Here is a 14,729-nt window from a genome sequence, read left to right on the forward strand (position 1 = left end):
ATGATCACAATTCAAATTGGATTTGCTATTGTATAGGTCTGACCAGTTGTTTTATCACAAGGAGCGGTTTTGCAGCTGCATACCATTAAAGGTTACATCCAAGACATGTACTTGGTGGAGTATCCAGACAAATTACTGTTACTTGATGGCGCATGTCGAGCCGACATCCCCCATTTGAAAACTTTTATCGAAACCGAGCTTCTGCGTGATTTTTCCGATCTACACACGGTTGTGGTTACACACATGCATCCCGATCACGCAGGGGCCGCGCACAAGCTCAGAAAGCTAACGAACTGTAACTTGGTGGCAGCAAACCGAGACAAAGACTGGTATCACGGTATTGATGGTATCTTGATGCATTTGACGGATCTGGCGCTGGCACGATGGATGGCGAATCGCTTAGGGAAGCCTAAAGCAAACCTATGGTATTCGAGAAAGTTAAAGCCGGACTACAAGCTGTCGGATGGTGAGAGTATTCCGGGTTTTGATGACTGGTTGGTTCTAGAAACGCCGGGGCACACTGACCGAGATCTTTCGGTTTATTGTCCATCTCACAGCGTTGCCTATGTGGCAGACTTAATGGTGGAAGTGAAAAAGAAACTGATTCCGCCTTTCCCTATATTTCACCCTAACAAGTACCGAGCGTCAGTATCTCGTATCTATGAGATGCAGCTTGATACCTTGCTGGTGGCGCATGGTGGCCAAGTCGATTTCAGTCAGAAAGCTTTTGAACATCTGTTAATGAGTGCGCCAAGAAGGCCTGTTACACATTGGCGAGTGACAAAAGTTAAAACCAAGAAATTGTTGTTATCGATTTGGCGATTTGGTTTTCAATCTCATGGTAAATCTAAGAAATAGATAAGCTCAAAGTAAGATCGGCAACTCGAAATTAAAGAATAGAACGCAATAAGGCCAGTCATGAGACTGGTCTTATTGCGTTGTGACTAACTTTAGCTATAACCTGTGGAGCGGTTACGATGACTCGGATTAGTGAGTCAGCAGGAATTCACCCGCTGGATCAACAATCACTTTGTCACTCATGCCTTGACGACCAAGCAACATCATATAAGTCATATCTTGACGGTTGCTTAGCGTGATATCGATAGGCCATTCCTGACCACCCATTTTTAGCATGGTTTCAATCACACAACGGTGTTCAACTTCACCGTTAGATGATTTGATTTTCTTACTTGTTTTCAGCTTCGCTTTGCAGCGCACAGTCTCTTCTAGGTGGTACACATCTGGATGAAGATCGAATTCCACGAAGTTCTCACCGTCTGTTTTTACACATAGTAGATTGTCTACGTGTAGAGAAGAGGTTTTAGCCCCTGTATCAACACGTGTATGTAGTCCAGTTATCCCTAACTCTGGTAAGCAAAGTGCTTCAGTATTCCCTATGATCATTTTATTGTTCATATCATTTCCAATCATGAGTTAACGGTGTTAAATCAGCCTTTGCCACGAGTACGGTTAGCGTTTGGTTTTGCATTTTTCTCGATGAATTCGAAAATCATGTCTGCTACATCTTTACCTGTCGCTTTCTCGATACCTTCTAGGCCAGGAGAAGAGTTCACTTCCATTACAACAGGGCCATTCTTAGATTGTAGAATATCAACACCACATAGGTTTAAACCCATGATTTTCGCAGCATTGATTGCTGTAGCGCGCTCTTCTTTGGTTAGTTTAACCAGTTGAGCTGTACCGCCACGGTGCAGGTTAGAGCGGAATTCACCCTCACCAGCTTGACGCTTCATCGCTGCAATTACTTTGTTGCCAACAACAAAACAACGGATGTCTGCGCCATTTGCTTCTTCAATGAACTCTTGAACCAAGATGTTCGCTTTTAGGCCCATGAATGCTTCGATAACGCTTTCTGCTGCTTTATTTGTTTCAGCCAGAACCACGCCGATACCTTGAGTACCTTCAAGAAGCTTGATCACTAGTGGCGCGCCACCTACGTTTTTGATCAAGTCTTGAATCTTGTCTGGGCGGCTAGCGAAACCTGTTTTTGGTAAGCCAATACCTTTGCGAGACAACAGTTGTAGTGAGCGCAGTTTGTCGCGAGAACGACTGATTGCTACTGACTCATTGATACAAAAAGTGCCCATCATTTCGAATTGGCGAACAACCGCAGTTCCGTAAAAGGTAATGGAAGCGCCAATACGTGGAATAACAGCATCGTATTGAGGTAGCTCTTCACCCATGTAGCGAATCTTCGGATTGTTACTCGCGATATCTATATCACAGTGCAGCGTGTCGATAACATCGACCTGGTGACCACGTGCTTCTCCAGCCGCTTTTAAGCGAGAAGTAGAGTATAGATTTTCGTTGCGAGAAAGAATTGCGATACGCATGGCGTTTCCTTAGTTAATACCTGATTGGTAACTGCAAATAAATTAGTTGTTAGCTGAGCTTTCAGTTTTTTCTGAGGCTCCTTGCTTGCTTCGGGGCGAACCTTAAGGCTTTTCGCTTAACTAAGAAAACGAATTAAATTTGTCGAGTCGACAACAGAAATTTATCGAATGTGTGAGTGATTGGTACAGCTGGGTTGAGAGGGGATTTGGAATGGAAAAGCGAGTTGAGACCTAACTCATATTGGGGGTAGGAGCATATTAGGTTGTGCTCAACTCGCGTTAACTCGGTGCTAAAAAGTGTACTAATAACGCCAGTTACATAGCTCTATAAGTGTTCGTAGTGCTTCTCTTTCGAGCTTGCTACAGGTGCTTTTTAACTTATTAAGATAGTATTTTCTCATGATGATTACTTCTCTTGTATTAGGCTTTGGTGGGAACTCAACATTCCCTGCTGACCCATTAATTATGGTTGTTTAATAGGAAGTAATAAACAGATGGGTTTTTAATAGGGTGTTCCTGTTTTTGACTTTTATCGTCACTCAAAGACAAATGTGTTTTATAATCGGCTTTATGAGGAAGGGTTATTTCTAAAAGGTTCATTATTTGTCTGATCTAAACATGATGCGTTACTACACTCGGCTGGATTCGTTCGAGCCAAACATCTCACATTCGGTGACTTTGACTGAGGTGGCAGACAAGCTGTTTACCAGTTTGCGCCATGCACGAACCTTACTCGGCAAGATGCATCAGGCTGAATGGGTGGTGTGGGAGCCAAAAGTCGGCAGGAATCAACGTTCTAACCTGACATTGCGCTTTAGCAATCAACAACTGACTCAACATGTTGCCAGCAAGCTGATAGAGCAGGGCAAGTACGAAAAAGCGCTCTCTATTTTGGATAATGACCGCGCAGTCTTTGGCTCTCTTCTCCAAGAAACATCCGGTGCGACGATGCGCGAAGGGCTGCTGCACGTTCAATTAACCTATAAACGTAAGTTTGAAGACCTGTTTCCACACCATATTCACCGCAGCAGCGAACGATTTTTGATCAGACAAGTATTCAGTTGCCTCGTCACTTGTAATGGTAAGGGCGAGTTGAAGCCTGAGCTAGCGCACCATTGGGAATATGATGCTGAGAAGTTAGTTTGGACTTTCTATTTGCGCCCAGGACTAACCTTCCACGATGGCCAACCTGTTGATGCTAAACAGTTAGTCTCGCTGTTTTCAGCCTTGCAAACCTTACCTTTCTATCAAACAGAGTTAGCTCATGTTGCTTCGGTTTACAGTGAGCAGCCGTTAAGGATCAGCTTCCAACTCACTAAAGCTGACACCGGCTTCGCAGGCTTGTTGGCTGGCGTTAAGTATTCAATTCAACCCGCAGCGCAAGTGACCCGTGAGCCGTCACCATTAAGCTCTGTGCCTCACACGGTAGTAGGCACTGGCCCATTCAAAGTGGTCGAAACCAATAATGAACGCATCAAACTCGCCGCATTTGAGCACTATTATGGTTGTCGCTCGTTAACCGATGAAGTGACCATTTGGCAGTTTGAGGAATCAATGACGGGCACTGCTCGTTTCGATGATAGCCAAATGCACGTATCGCCTTATGAAGATTCGTCTTGTTTTCACCAGTTAGGGAAAAGTGACGTAGAACTCGTTTCTGCAGATACAGACGGCCTTCGTAGCCGAGTCGAGGATGGATGCCTGTTTATCCTATTTAATCAGAACTCAGCGGCAACTCCGCTTAATAATGAGCAGCGCAAATACCTTTCAGAACTGACCAACCCACAAGCGATTTTGTCTCAGTTGGAACATAACAAGGGTTTGTTTAGCGTCTCTTTAGCTCAAAACATACTGCCAAGTTGGCAGAAATTGTATCGAACGCCTTCGAAAGAGGCTCAACTTCCGAAAAGAATGAGCATTGCGGTTTATGACTATTATGCGTTGTACCGATGTGCGATTTGCGTATCCGACATACTCAAACGATATGGCGTGGAAGTTGAGGTCAATACCTACAGCTTTCGCGAACTGGCGCTGCTCTCCCAGAGTGGCGAGTTAAAGGAGGATCTGGTGCTGTGTAACCTGAATCTCGATGATAATGCCCCGTCTTCGCTATTTTCGTGGATGATGAACGATCCTGTTTTGCACTCTGCTTTAGGAGAGATGAACAGCGACTGGCTTAAACAGCGCTTGGATAGTCATAAAGCATCCGTTGAACTGCCTAATTACTTGGCAGAGCTAGAACCTATCGCGTCTACTCTGATCTCAGATTATTGGTTAGTGCCTATGTTCCATCACTTGCAGACCGTTCGTTTCCAAGGGATTCTGAAAAACGTCGCCATCACCAACTGGGGATGGCCCGACTTCAAGAATGTATGGTCTGCTGATTAATTTCTTAACGAGTAGGATAAAGCGTTTTCAAAGTCGATTTTGGCATACTGATATGTAGGTAAAACCAAATTCTACAAAAAACGCCACCGAGTATTTGATTCGATGGCGCTTTTTCGTTTTATTTTGAAAATCAGTTCTCTAAGTTTTGCGCCATTTTTTTTGCAATTTTTCTGAATTGCTCTAACTCATCTTCAGCCATGCCTTTGGTCATTCTCTTCAGCATGTCTCGATCTATATCCGAAACTTTACTCATGACCTCTTGACCCTTATTGGTCAGAATCAATAACTGGCTGCGCTTGTCTTCTGGATTTGGAGACTTCTTCACAAGCTCTTGATTGATCAGTGCATTAACTAATCTCGTGACCTGCGCTTTATCGCGGTTTAAGTAGTGCGCGATATCGATAGCCGTACATGGAGATTTCTTAGTAATGATCTTCATGACACGAATGTTCATGGGTGCGATCTCAGAATCCAAGCTCTCAATCTGTTCACTCATTTGACGTTTCAAAGAGTGTACTAAACGAAAGATAGACTCTAACGATGTGTTATCAGACATAAACGATCCTTAGAAATATAGTTGACACTGTCAACTATTGTATTTATGGTTGATATTGTCAACTTAATTGTTCGTAAATTCAAGTTAGGAGACAGTAATGACGATGCAAACAATCACAGGCAAACACAATCACTACCGTATCACTATCGAAGAAGTGAACATCAAGGAAGATCGTGAACTGCAAACCATGCAGTTTGAAATTGAAGACAGAGAAAACATGTTCGCGATTGTAGAGAAGATCAAGCAGGACAGTGGCCTAGATGAGCAATCCGCAACGAGACTAGGTGTAAGTATTCGCTTACTGGGACCGTTGATGATGCAAGATAGAAAACACCCTCTGTTTATTGATTTCATGCCTCACTTCAGAAATTTCATGCAAAATCTTAAGAAGACGTTAAAAGGCGAGTAGCGTTTCTTCAACAATGACACATTCAACAATGACACATTCAACAAGCCAGTCAACCGATCATCAGGTGCTGGCTTTTCTTTTGATATATTGACTTAGCGGTATGTGTTTACTTGCGGTACATGTGACAATAAGCCTTTGAACACTTTACGGTGAAACCATCGTATGAGTGATGCAATTACCTAAACCTATTTCCAATCGTTCTAAATTTAAACGGTATATTATGACAAGTGTATTTGAGCAGGCGGCTAAAGAGTTATTAAGCCGTCGCACCGCGGGAACTAAAGCGCCAAGATTAATCGAACAATATCGCCCAACCAGTTTAGATGATGCGTTAGCCATTCAAGAATCAATGATTGAAATTCGTGCAGATAGAGTGGGGGGCTGGAAGTGTCTGTTACCTCTTGCAGAAAATAAATTTATCGTAGCGCCTATTTTCACTGACAACGTACAGCAAGGTGAAGTTTGTGAATTGTTCGCAGACACAAGCTCAGTGCTAGGCAAAGAGGTAGCCCGAGTAGAACCAGAAATCGCTTTTGTACTGACTAAGCCTTTGCCTGCGAACTTAAATGGTTACAGTGAAGCACAAATCAATGATGCAATTGGCTCTTGCCATATGGCACTTGAGTTAATTCAATCTCGCTTTGCCGATGGAATTGGTGCGGAGTTTTACGAAGTTTTAGCCGATTGCTTGGCAAACCAAGGCCTGTTTCTTGGTCCTGAAATAGAGAAAGATAAAGCGTTTACTGCTGCTAAGGTCGAAGTGGCTATAGCCCAAGCTGGAAAAGTTCAGGCATTTTCTGGCACTCACCCTAACGCATTAGCTCAAAACCCTGTCTACTGGTTGATCGATACGATGACCAAGCGTGGAATCAGTTTTGAAGCGGGCGAGGCGATTATTACAGGGTCTTACTGTGGTGTGGTTGAGCTTGACTTCGACGAGCTAACAACCGTTGCTTATGATGGTATCGGAGAGTACCAAGTGACTTTCACACAAAAGCGCTAAGCTATTTATAAGCTCTATTCATTAAGAAAGCAGCTCTCTAGAACTCTGCTTTGCGTATTGGCAATTTATTCTCGAAGGGCTATTTACTGGTGAGTAAATAGCCTTTTCTATTATGTGATGCTCAATAAGGTTCTTATTACTTTGCATTAAATTGGGCGTTTAGACGTCTAGACGTTGACAAGTTCTAAGTGTGACATTAGTCTGCTCTCCTTCCTGTTCTATAGCGTTGTCGTTCCATGTCCAATTCGAAAAATTCTAATGCGGTAATTGCCCCTTCGGCAGTTGCGCTTATCCCTCTGATCGTGTTCCTTGCGCTGTTTATTGGCGTAGGTACGTACTTGTCACTGCAAGGCGTCGATTTTGCTTTCTATCAGCTTCCAGCTCCGATTGCGGCTTTGCCTGCAGTGATGCTGGCGTTGTTGCTAAGCAAAGATAAATTGAACCGTGCTATCGAACAGTTCTTAAGTGGAGTAGGTCACAAAGACATTATCGCAATGTGTATGATCTACCTACTGGCGGGTGCTTTTGCGGCCGTGGCTAAAGCTTCTGGTGGTGTTGATGCAACGGTAAACCTTGGTTTGTCGGCGATCCCGACGAGCATGATCCTACCGGGTATCTTTCTTATTTCTGCTTTCATTGCGACCGCAATGGGCACATCTATGGGTACTATCGCTGCGGTTGCCCCTGTGGCACTAGGCATTGCTGACTCAGCTGGCATGAGCATTCCTCTAACCGCTGGTGTGGTGCTAAGTGGCGCTATGTTTGGTGACAACCTTTCAATCATCTCTGATACCACGATTGCCGCGACACGCTCGCAAGGCTGTGAGATGAGAGACAAGTTTAAAGAGAACATCCGCATTGCACTTCCTGCTGCACTTATCGCGATTGTTATCTTTGCTTTCAACAGCACGGCAACTCAAGTTCCTGAAACAGGCCCAATTGAATGGCTGAAAGTCCTGCCGTACATCACTATCCTAATTCTTGCGGTATCAGGCATGAACGTATTCGTTGTGTTGACGATCGGTATCTTGCTGGCGGGTGGTGTGAGTTTAGGCTCTGTTGAGAACTACGGCTTGACGGATTACGCTCAAGACATCTACGCAGGCTTTGGCAACATGCAAGAGATCTTCTTACTGTCGATGCTGATTGGTGGTTTGAGTGAGCTGATGCGTCGCCAAGGTGGATTAGCGTTTCTGACTAACCTAGTGAGCGGTTTGATTCGTGCGTTTGGTTCTTCACACTCTAAGCAAGCAAATGGCCGTGCGAGTGAGCTAGGTATTGCTGGCTTGGTATCAATGGTTAACATGTGTACTGCAAACAACACCGTAGCGATCATTGTATCTGGTAGTGTGGCTCGCCAACTGGCGGAAGAGAACAACGTGTCTCCGCGTCGTTCGGCAAGTTTGTTGGATATCTTCTCTTGTGTGATTCAAGGTGTGTTGCCTTATGGTGCTCAGGTATTGCTATTAGGTTCTGTGTTCAACCTATCTCCGCTAGAGATTGTTTCTAACTCGTACTACTGTTTTGCACTGGCTATCGTGGCTGTTGTTGCTGTGTTTATCAAACACCCAGCACGCCAAGTGGCACAAGCTTAGTAATAATTGACCAAACTGAGCTATCACAGGCTCTAATAAGAAGGCTCCTTAATAGGAGCCTTTTTTTGTGTTTGTAATGAACAGACTAGAAAATCTAGGCTTCCTTGTTAAAGAAGACTTTCAAGCTCACTGGCCGTTGCGACATTGCAGTAACCAAAGCCAAGCGCAGCCATGAAAGCTGCATGGACATGCGCAGCTGGAACCTCAACACCGTTGAATTCCATATCTAACGTAGTACAAGCATCATGTGCTACGTGGCATTCATAGCCAAAATCGGTTGCTGCACGAGTCACAGCATCAATACACATGTGGCTCATTGCGCCAACGATGATCAGTTTCTTAATGCCTTGATCTTTTAGTACCTTGTTCAGTTTAGTATCTCTAAAGCTATTTATTTGATGCTTTACGATAACAGGTTCACCTTCTAGAGGAGCCACGCTGTTATGGATTTGAGCACCATCAGAATTTGGTAAGAAGAAGGGTGCTTCGTTGGTTGGAAACTCATGGCGCACATGAACGATTGGCAGTTTTTTATTGCGGAATGTCTTGAGTAATTGCGCGCCTTTTTCTGCCGATTTTTCTGTTTCAGAGAGTGCCCATTTCGCACCTTCGTATGAAGGGAAGTAGTCGTTTTGGAAATCAATAAGTAGTAGTGCAGTATTGCTCATAATCCATACCTTTGTTGTTAATGTCTTGTGGTGTGGGGCTATTATGACTACTCTGTGTTTTTTTAATGAACGTCAAAAATGACAGACTATATGGCAATAGTGACAAAATCAGTAAAGGTTGAAATTATCGATTACCCAGGCTCTCTGCAGAGCGCTGTGTTTGGCGTGAAAGAGTTTCTGCAGATGGCAAATTCTCTTGAACCTTCGACTGAGAAGATTCAATTCAACGTTCAGATCCAAGCGTATGACAGTGTTAGCGTATCAAACGCCGATGTCATCATACTCCCACCGAATTTAGATGGTTGTTACTATCTAGAGCCGAATGACACCTTGCTTGAATACCTGATTGAGGCTCACCAAAGGGGAGCGATACTTTGCTCAGCTTGCGCAGGCGTGTTCATTTTGGCAAAAACAGGTTTGTTAGAAGGGCGAACCGTGACCACGCACTGGCAAGCACAGCAGAAGTTTACGGAGCTTTACCCACAGATCGCAGTCGATATCGACAAAATCTTGATTGATGATGCGGATGTGATGACCGCTGGTGGTTTGATGTCGTGGATGGATTTGGCTCTGTTTATCCTAACCAAATACACAACGCCGACCAATACTCGTAATCTAGGTAAATACCTCGTGCTTGATACGGGGTTGAGAGAACAACGCTACTATCAGAGCTTTGTGCCAAACTATGCTCACGGCAATGACAAGATTGTATCGGTGCAGCGTTTTATTCAAAGGAACCATCACCTTTCGTTGTCTCTTGATCAATTGGCTGAAGAAGCGTTTATGACGCGAAGAACCTTTATTCGTCAATTTACCAAAGCGACCAGCTACACGCCGATCAATTATATCCAACATGTGCGTGTTCAAAGTGCATGTGAGTTATTGGAAAGCTCCCATAAATCGGTTGAGCAGATCAGTTACCTAGTTGGCTATGAGGACGTAAACAGCTTTCGAAAAGTCTTCATGAAAATCGTTGGCTTAACACCATCAAGATTTCGTTCTAGATTTCTCTCTGAGGAATGATTTACCATAGATTGATATTCAATATCTATCACTGGTTCGCTCAGTTACTTCGCTAATGAAGTGCTTGAAGCGGAGTGATATTTTCTCGAACTCAAACGGACTATTGATGCTTGCCATTCCTTTACCATTTGTCGCAGCGCTGTTGTTATTGATGACAGGTGTGCTGCTTCGATGCCGTTACCCACAAACCAGTCAAAAGCCATTTTGGTTTATCATTCTGTGCGCGTTAATGGTTACGGTAGTAGGCCTGCGATGGACGTTTGATATTGAGTTGTTTCGCTTCTTACAACCCATTCTCGGTGCCTGTGTTCCTGTGGCGGCTTGGCTCTGTTTCTCGGGAGCTCATCGAAGCCAATCCAGTACACATTTGCATTGGCTAGGTCCGATTGCTGTTTTAGTTGGCTCACTTTTTTATGTGCATCTCTGGGCGGGAACTCTTGATGTATTGCTGATCTTGCTCTATCTCGGTTATGGTGTCTTGCTGCTGAAGTCGTCGCTGCGAGTGCCGGAACAAGTGCGGCTAACCGATATCTCGAAAGTGTTGGTTGCTGAACGGGTTGCAGGTGTAATGCTACTATTCTCCGCTTTGGTCGACAGTGTGCTCTCTTACGATATCTTGCTGTTGAATGCGCAGCACACCAATCTGATCTTATCGATTAGCTACCTTGTTCTTATTCCAGCCATTGTGTCCGCTGTGATGGTGGTCAGTATTAGCACGCCTGCCGAAGAAAAAACCAAGCAAGTGCAGGCTTTACCTTCTATGTCACAACGCTCTCCAGAAGAGGTCGATACATCGACCACACTAGCGAGCAGCTTAGATGACGACCAAGCTGAAGAAACCGCGCAGATCATGGCTAAGTTCGATGCATTAATGAGGGATCATCAATTATTTAAAGATCCTGATCTGTCTCTCAATCGCTTGGCACGAAAGCTAGGCATTCCTGCTCGCAAGATATCGTCTGCGGTTAATCAAACTCACCAAGAGAACATTTCGAAGGTGATTAACGCCTATCGGATTGAGCACGCTAAGACTCTCCTGATGCAAAGTGATGAAGCGATAACTGACATCTTCTTTAGTTCCGGCTTTCAGACCAAGTCCAATTTCAATCGCGAGTTTTCAAGGATAACTGGGCAAACTCCGAGTGAGTATCGAAGTTCGCCACAAGTGTTAGATTGAGTGTGTTTGCTTCCGTTTATCAATTCAGAAAGCTAATGATGTCATTTAAGATCAATTGATGTAGCTGGTCGCGTGATGTACCAATGCCATCTTTACAAATAATGCCATCTCCTGGCACTTCTTCATTCAGCATGGCTATAGCACCGGGTTTACAGCTTTGAATGAAGCTGAAATGGGTGGCTTTCTCATAGACTTTGTAGCGTCTTGAGTTCAGTGGCATGTGCTCAGCAATATAGCCAGACTCCGATGCCTGGGGGAGATCTCCTATATCTATCCCGGCCGCCAGTATCAAGGCTGGTACATTGATGCCTTTTAAGCTATTGGCTGAAAAGCTGCGAGCAAGCCCCAGGTCAAGGCTAACGACACGTTGAATCCGAGGATCTGAAAGGTCTTTTGGGTCAGGCTCTTCATCTTGGACTTTGTCTAGCCCTAGCTCTTTAGCAAGCCCACAAGTTCGTGGGTTAGGGTAGTTGAGACAATTCGCCTCAAAGGTTGGTCTATCCATTTTCGCTCCCGCCAGTTGCATCACCGTCCAACCACCTAATGAATGCCCGATTGCGCTAACATTGTCGGCGCTAGCAGACTGCTTCCACGGGGCTTCGGATAACAAGTAGTCCAGAATACGTGATACATCTCGTGGTCTTTCCCACCATTTTGCTGCTTGCTTTGGGGAGTGGTCGAAAGAGGTGGTTCCCGGATGGTCAGTGGCCGCTACGATATAACCTTGACTCGCTAGTTTGGTCGCCAGCCAGTTTTGATTGCGCCAGTTTCCTCGGTAGCCGTGCGACAGCAGTATTACTGGAAAAGTGCCAGGTTGAATGTTTGCATATTTGATGACTTGTGTGCCGATGAAGACGGGGTTATCGCCAATTAAGGCTACGCCTGATGTATCTCTTGTGGGATACCAAATGGCAGTATTTAGCGGGCGATTAGGATCGTCATTTACGGTGACTTGAGTGAATCCGACGCCGGAAGCGATGGCTGAACTGCAAAGGAAAAGTAGGGATGTGAACAGTAAATGTGTGTATTTCATGGTTTTAACTCCAATTGGGTAAGTGGAGTTAATATGCGCTAAGGCTAAGTATCACGAGACCTCAAACACGATCGAGGACGCCCTAAATCGTGTTTGAGTACCGAACCTAGCGGCCTAGCCTGGTTACCTGCCTCTAAGGCGTTTTTCTACTAGGCCGTTTCTTTCTAAACCACGTCTTACGCTGCTGCATAGCTTGCCAAAGCGGCGCAGTTCTTCGAAATTTGGCCCTTGGCCAATTGAAATACTATGTTCCCAGTACATTAACTCACTGTCGACCATCTCTAGTAGTTTCTTAGAGCAACCAGAGCAGTTACCTTTTGGACCACAGATAAACGTCTCCGATTCGTAAAGTGGGAGCTCGTTTTTAACTTCTTCAATTAAGTTAAGCATTGCCGAGTTCAAGTCTGGCTTTTTGGGTGTAAGTGGCTTCAAGCTTGGTGCTTGAGTCGCAATTAATGGGGAAGTCAGTTTGTTAGGTTGTAAGTTCAAAGCAGCTGATGACATATCAAAGGCCTCAAGGAGAGAAGAAGGTGGGCATGCTACTCTTCACAACAAAGTGAATCTTGATGTAGTGCAATAAGCGCGGATATATACCCAAAAGAGGTAGGAGCCACAAGCGTTGTGGCTCCTTTCATTAAGACTCGTTATTAATGAGATATTTTAGAATTCGGCGTCGAACTGAAACTCCATCCACTCTTTGGTCACCGGGTGGTGCAGCGCAAGTCTTTCCGCGTGTAAGTGCAATCGGTCGGCTTTATTGCCATATAGGCCATCACCGACGATAGGCATGTTAAGGCCTTCTTCATGTGAACAGTGAACACGCAACTGATGTGTACGCCCTGTTCTAGGGTGCAGGTAGACCTTAGTGGTTTGCTCGTTTCGCTCAATCACTTCCCATTTGGTTTCTGCAGGCTTGCCGTGTTCGAAGCAGACAATCTGACGAGGGCGGTCATACAAATCACCACGCAATGGCAGTCGAACATAGCCTTCATCTTCTGCTAGAACGCCTTCAATCATTGCCACGTATCGCTTCTCGACTTCACGAGTAATGAACTGCTTCTGCAAGCTCTTGTTCGCACGTCGTGTGAGAGCGAAAATTAGAATACCCGAGGTTGCCATGTCTAAGCGGTGAATAACAAATGGTCCTTCAACGTCGGGATGCATTTCTTGAACGCGTGTGTAGGCGGAATCTTTGATGGTTTTACCCGGCACGGATAGAAAACCTGCCGGCTTGTGTATTACAACGATGTGCTCATCTTGGAACAGAATATCCAGCTCTTTGCCTTCAGCAGGGTTCTCTAGCAATGGGTTTGGATCGACTTCTAGACCTTTCATCATATGGCCTAAAATCGGTACACACTTACTTTGGCAAGAGGCGTAGTATTTCTTGTGCTTTCGGATTTCAGATTTCGGTGAACGACCCCACCAAAATTCAGCCAATGCCAATGGTGTGTAACCATTTAAGTACGCGTATTGCAGCAATTTAGGCGCAGCGCATTCGCCAGAGCCTGCTGGTGGTATCTTGTTTGGCGTGTTTTCAAAGATCTGGTTAAGGTCTTCAACGTTTCCTTCCGCATTTTGGAAAGCGTATTGTGAAAACAGCTTGTGTTGAAGCTGATGAGAAATGTGTGCTCTTTGCTCTTTTAGCTCAGCCAGTTGAGTTGTGAAAACATCAACTTTAGCCTGCAATACTTGCAGGGTCTGTTCCCAGTTGAGTTTTAGGTACTTCTGCTGGTTCTTGTCGGCAACACTGGCCTTGTTTAACTCATTGTTCAATTGCTCGAAGGCTTGCTCATCAAGGTTTTCTTTACCTTGTTCACGTTGTTCTTTACGCGTTTTTCGGCCTTCAATAATCAATAGACGTTGAGCTTCAATTTCTTGCTCAGCTTGCGTTTTTTGCTGCGCCAGTTGCTCGCACAACTCAAGGTATTCTGCGTTAGCTTGTAGTGCTTTGAATTTTGCATTCACAGCCATCATGTCGGCAGTATCTTGATGGAAAAAACTGTCGCTGCTTAGCATGTCAAATACTGGTGGCACAAAGTGGGGCAATAGGTTCTGGTCTGCGATTTTTCCGGAGAAAGCAGAAAGGTAACCAAGCTCACCTTTAGGGCTTTTAACCAGCAACACACCAAACATTTTGCCGCGACCTTCATCAGAATCCAGCCCGAAGTCGTGTCGCCAGTCGGTTTGTGTTTCTAGGTGCTGTTGAAGCTGATGAGATGCGATCTCACACAGTGGGTGTGGTTCGTAGTAGAACGGGAATGTGAAACGCTCAGGCAACGAATATGACTCAATCGGCTGTTGAAAACGAGTGAAGCAATGCTCAGGTGTGTGGCTGTTTTCTGAGTCGTGCGTTGGTTTTGATGAGTGCATAGTCGTATTAATACTTATATCGTGGTGATAAATGGTTGTGAGTCTACTGTGTATGTTTAGAGACGTTAAACACAGTACAAGGCGGCGATTCTACTCTTTATCGAAAAGCGCCTCAAATAAGAAATGGTTCTATTATTGGATAGCCAAGCG

At 44.8% G+C, this 14,729-nt stretch carries 14 protein-coding genes; 7 read left to right on the forward strand and 7 right to left on the reverse strand.

Annotated features, from left to right (window positions below):
• Nucleotides 1-69 precede the first annotated feature (69 nt).
• Nucleotides 70-858, forward strand: coding sequence for an MBL fold metallo-hydrolase (locus CWO27_RS13435; protein ID WP_102431337.1), 789 nt, complete (start codon nt 70-72; stop codon nt 856-858).
• Nucleotides 859-987: 129 nt separating this feature from the next.
• On the opposite strand, the gene CWO27_RS13440 is transcribed toward CWO27_RS13435, so the two are convergent.
• Together CWO27_RS13440 and rimK are read right to left on the reverse strand one after the other, a co-directional pair.
• Complete coding sequence (locus tag CWO27_RS13440) at nt 988-1,416, reverse strand: ATP-dependent zinc protease family protein (RefSeq protein WP_048661634.1); 429 nt, start codon at nt 1,414-1,416, stop codon at nt 988-990.
• A gap of 32 nt (nt 1,417-1,448) precedes the next feature.
• Entirely contained in the window at nt 1,449-2,354 is a 906-nt protein-coding gene (gene rimK / locus CWO27_RS13445; protein ID WP_019824669.1) for a 30S ribosomal protein S6--L-glutamate ligase, read from the reverse strand.
• A gap of 603 nt (nt 2,355-2,957) precedes the next feature.
• On the opposite strand from rimK, the gene CWO27_RS13450 reads away from it, so the two are divergent.
• Entirely contained in the window at nt 2,958-4,742 is a 1,785-nt protein-coding gene (locus CWO27_RS13450; protein WP_102431338.1) for an SgrR family transcriptional regulator, read from the forward strand.
• A gap of 130 nt (nt 4,743-4,872) precedes the next feature.
• Here the strand turns inward: CWO27_RS13450 and CWO27_RS13455 are convergent, their stop codons facing one another.
• Nucleotides 4,873-5,298, reverse strand: coding sequence for a MarR family winged helix-turn-helix transcriptional regulator (locus CWO27_RS13455; protein WP_048661636.1), 426 nt, complete (start codon nt 5,296-5,298; stop codon nt 4,873-4,875).
• A gap of 103 nt (nt 5,299-5,401) precedes the next feature.
• On the opposite strand from CWO27_RS13455, the gene CWO27_RS13460 reads away from it, so the two are divergent.
• From CWO27_RS13460 to CWO27_RS13470, 3 genes are all read left to right on the forward strand, one after another.
• The gene (locus CWO27_RS13460) at nt 5,402-5,707 is read left to right on the forward strand and encodes a DUF3861 domain-containing protein (protein ID WP_048661639.1); all 306 of its coding nucleotides are present in this window, start codon (nt 5,402-5,404) and stop codon (nt 5,705-5,707) included.
• 220 nt (nt 5,708-5,927) lie between these two features.
• A complete protein-coding gene (locus tag CWO27_RS13465; protein WP_102478938.1) occupies nt 5,928-6,710 on the forward strand; it encodes a hydratase in 783 nt (260 codons plus the stop codon).
• Between the two features lie 236 nt (nt 6,711-6,946).
• Complete coding sequence (locus CWO27_RS13470) at nt 6,947-8,305, forward strand: Na+/H+ antiporter NhaC family protein (RefSeq protein WP_102431340.1); 1,359 nt, start codon at nt 6,947-6,949, stop codon at nt 8,303-8,305.
• A gap of 107 nt (nt 8,306-8,412) precedes the next feature.
• On the opposite strand, the gene CWO27_RS13475 is transcribed toward CWO27_RS13470, so the two are convergent.
• Nucleotides 8,413-8,973 (reverse strand): cysteine hydrolase family protein, encoded by a 561-nt coding sequence (locus tag CWO27_RS13475; RefSeq protein WP_048663280.1) that lies wholly within the window; start codon nt 8,971-8,973, stop codon nt 8,413-8,415.
• Between the two features lie 90 nt (nt 8,974-9,063).
• On the opposite strand from CWO27_RS13475, the gene CWO27_RS13480 reads away from it, so the two are divergent.
• Together CWO27_RS13480 and CWO27_RS13485 are read left to right on the forward strand one after the other, a co-directional pair.
• The gene (locus tag CWO27_RS13480; RefSeq protein ID WP_102431351.1) at nt 9,064-9,996 is read left to right on the forward strand and encodes a GlxA family transcriptional regulator; all 933 of its coding nucleotides are present in this window, start codon (nt 9,064-9,066) and stop codon (nt 9,994-9,996) included.
• Nucleotides 9,997-10,102: 106 nt separating this feature from the next.
• Nucleotides 10,103-11,173 carry a helix-turn-helix domain-containing protein gene (locus CWO27_RS13485; RefSeq protein ID WP_102478940.1) on the forward strand — a complete coding sequence of 357 codons (1,071 nt, stop codon included), beginning with the start codon at nt 10,103-10,105 and terminating at the stop codon, nt 11,171-11,173.
• A 19-nt stretch (nt 11,174-11,192) separates the two neighbouring features.
• Here CWO27_RS13485 and CWO27_RS13490 read toward each other — a convergent pair whose 3' ends face one another.
• The 3 genes from CWO27_RS13490 to CWO27_RS13500 form a co-directional block, all read right to left on the reverse strand.
• A complete protein-coding gene (locus CWO27_RS13490) occupies nt 11,193-12,206 on the reverse strand; it encodes an alpha/beta hydrolase family protein (RefSeq protein WP_102431342.1) in 1,014 nt (337 codons plus the stop codon).
• Nucleotides 12,207-12,329: 123 nt separating this feature from the next.
• The gene (locus CWO27_RS13495; protein WP_102431343.1) at nt 12,330-12,710 is read right to left on the reverse strand and encodes a hypothetical protein; all 381 of its coding nucleotides are present in this window, start codon (nt 12,708-12,710) and stop codon (nt 12,330-12,332) included.
• 156 nt (nt 12,711-12,866) lie between these two features.
• Nucleotides 12,867-14,579 (reverse strand): RluA family pseudouridine synthase, encoded by a 1,713-nt coding sequence (locus tag CWO27_RS13500; RefSeq protein WP_107899083.1) that lies wholly within the window; start codon nt 14,577-14,579, stop codon nt 12,867-12,869.
• Nucleotides 14,580-14,729 lie beyond the last annotated feature (150 nt).

The sequence above is a fragment of the Vibrio sp. 10N.286.51.C3 genome (assembly GCF_003050065.1).
In the GTDB taxonomy this organism is placed as follows: domain Bacteria; phylum Pseudomonadota; class Gammaproteobacteria; order Enterobacterales; family Vibrionaceae; genus Vibrio; species Vibrio crassostreae.

Excerpts from the sequence above, each read along its gene's own strand:
- CWO27_RS13440 (WP_048661634.1), bottom strand. The coding sequence starts at position 1,416 with ATGAACAATAAAATGATCATAGGGAATACTGAAGCACTTTGCTTACCA.
- rimK (WP_019824669.1), bottom strand. The coding sequence starts at position 2,354 with ATGCGTATCGCAATTCTTTCTCGCAACGAAAATCTATACTCTACTTCT.
- CWO27_RS13455 (WP_048661636.1), bottom strand. The coding sequence starts at position 5,298 with ATGTCTGATAACACATCGTTAGAGTCTATCTTTCGTTTAGTACACTCT.
- CWO27_RS13460 (WP_048661639.1), top strand. The coding sequence starts at position 5,402 with ATGCAAACAATCACAGGCAAACACAATCACTACCGTATCACTATCGAA.
- CWO27_RS13465 (WP_102478938.1), top strand. The coding sequence starts at position 5,928 with ATGACAAGTGTATTTGAGCAGGCGGCTAAAGAGTTATTAAGCCGTCGC.
- CWO27_RS13470 (WP_102431340.1), top strand. The coding sequence starts at position 6,947 with ATGTCCAATTCGAAAAATTCTAATGCGGTAATTGCCCCTTCGGCAGTT.
- CWO27_RS13475 (WP_048663280.1), bottom strand. The coding sequence starts at position 8,973 with ATGAGCAATACTGCACTACTACTTATTGATTTCCAAAACGACTACTTC.
- CWO27_RS13480 (WP_102431351.1), top strand. The coding sequence starts at position 9,064 with ATGGCAATAGTGACAAAATCAGTAAAGGTTGAAATTATCGATTACCCA.
- CWO27_RS13485 (WP_102478940.1), top strand. The coding sequence starts at position 10,103 with ATGCTTGCCATTCCTTTACCATTTGTCGCAGCGCTGTTGTTATTGATG.
- CWO27_RS13490 (WP_102431342.1), bottom strand. The coding sequence starts at position 12,206 with ATGAAATACACACATTTACTGTTCACATCCCTACTTTTCCTTTGCAGT.
- CWO27_RS13495 (WP_102431343.1), bottom strand. The coding sequence starts at position 12,710 with ATGTCATCAGCTGCTTTGAACTTACAACCTAACAAACTGACTTCCCCA.
- CWO27_RS13500 (WP_107899083.1), bottom strand. The coding sequence starts at position 14,579 with ATGCACTCATCAAAACCAACGCACGACTCAGAAAACAGCCACACACCT.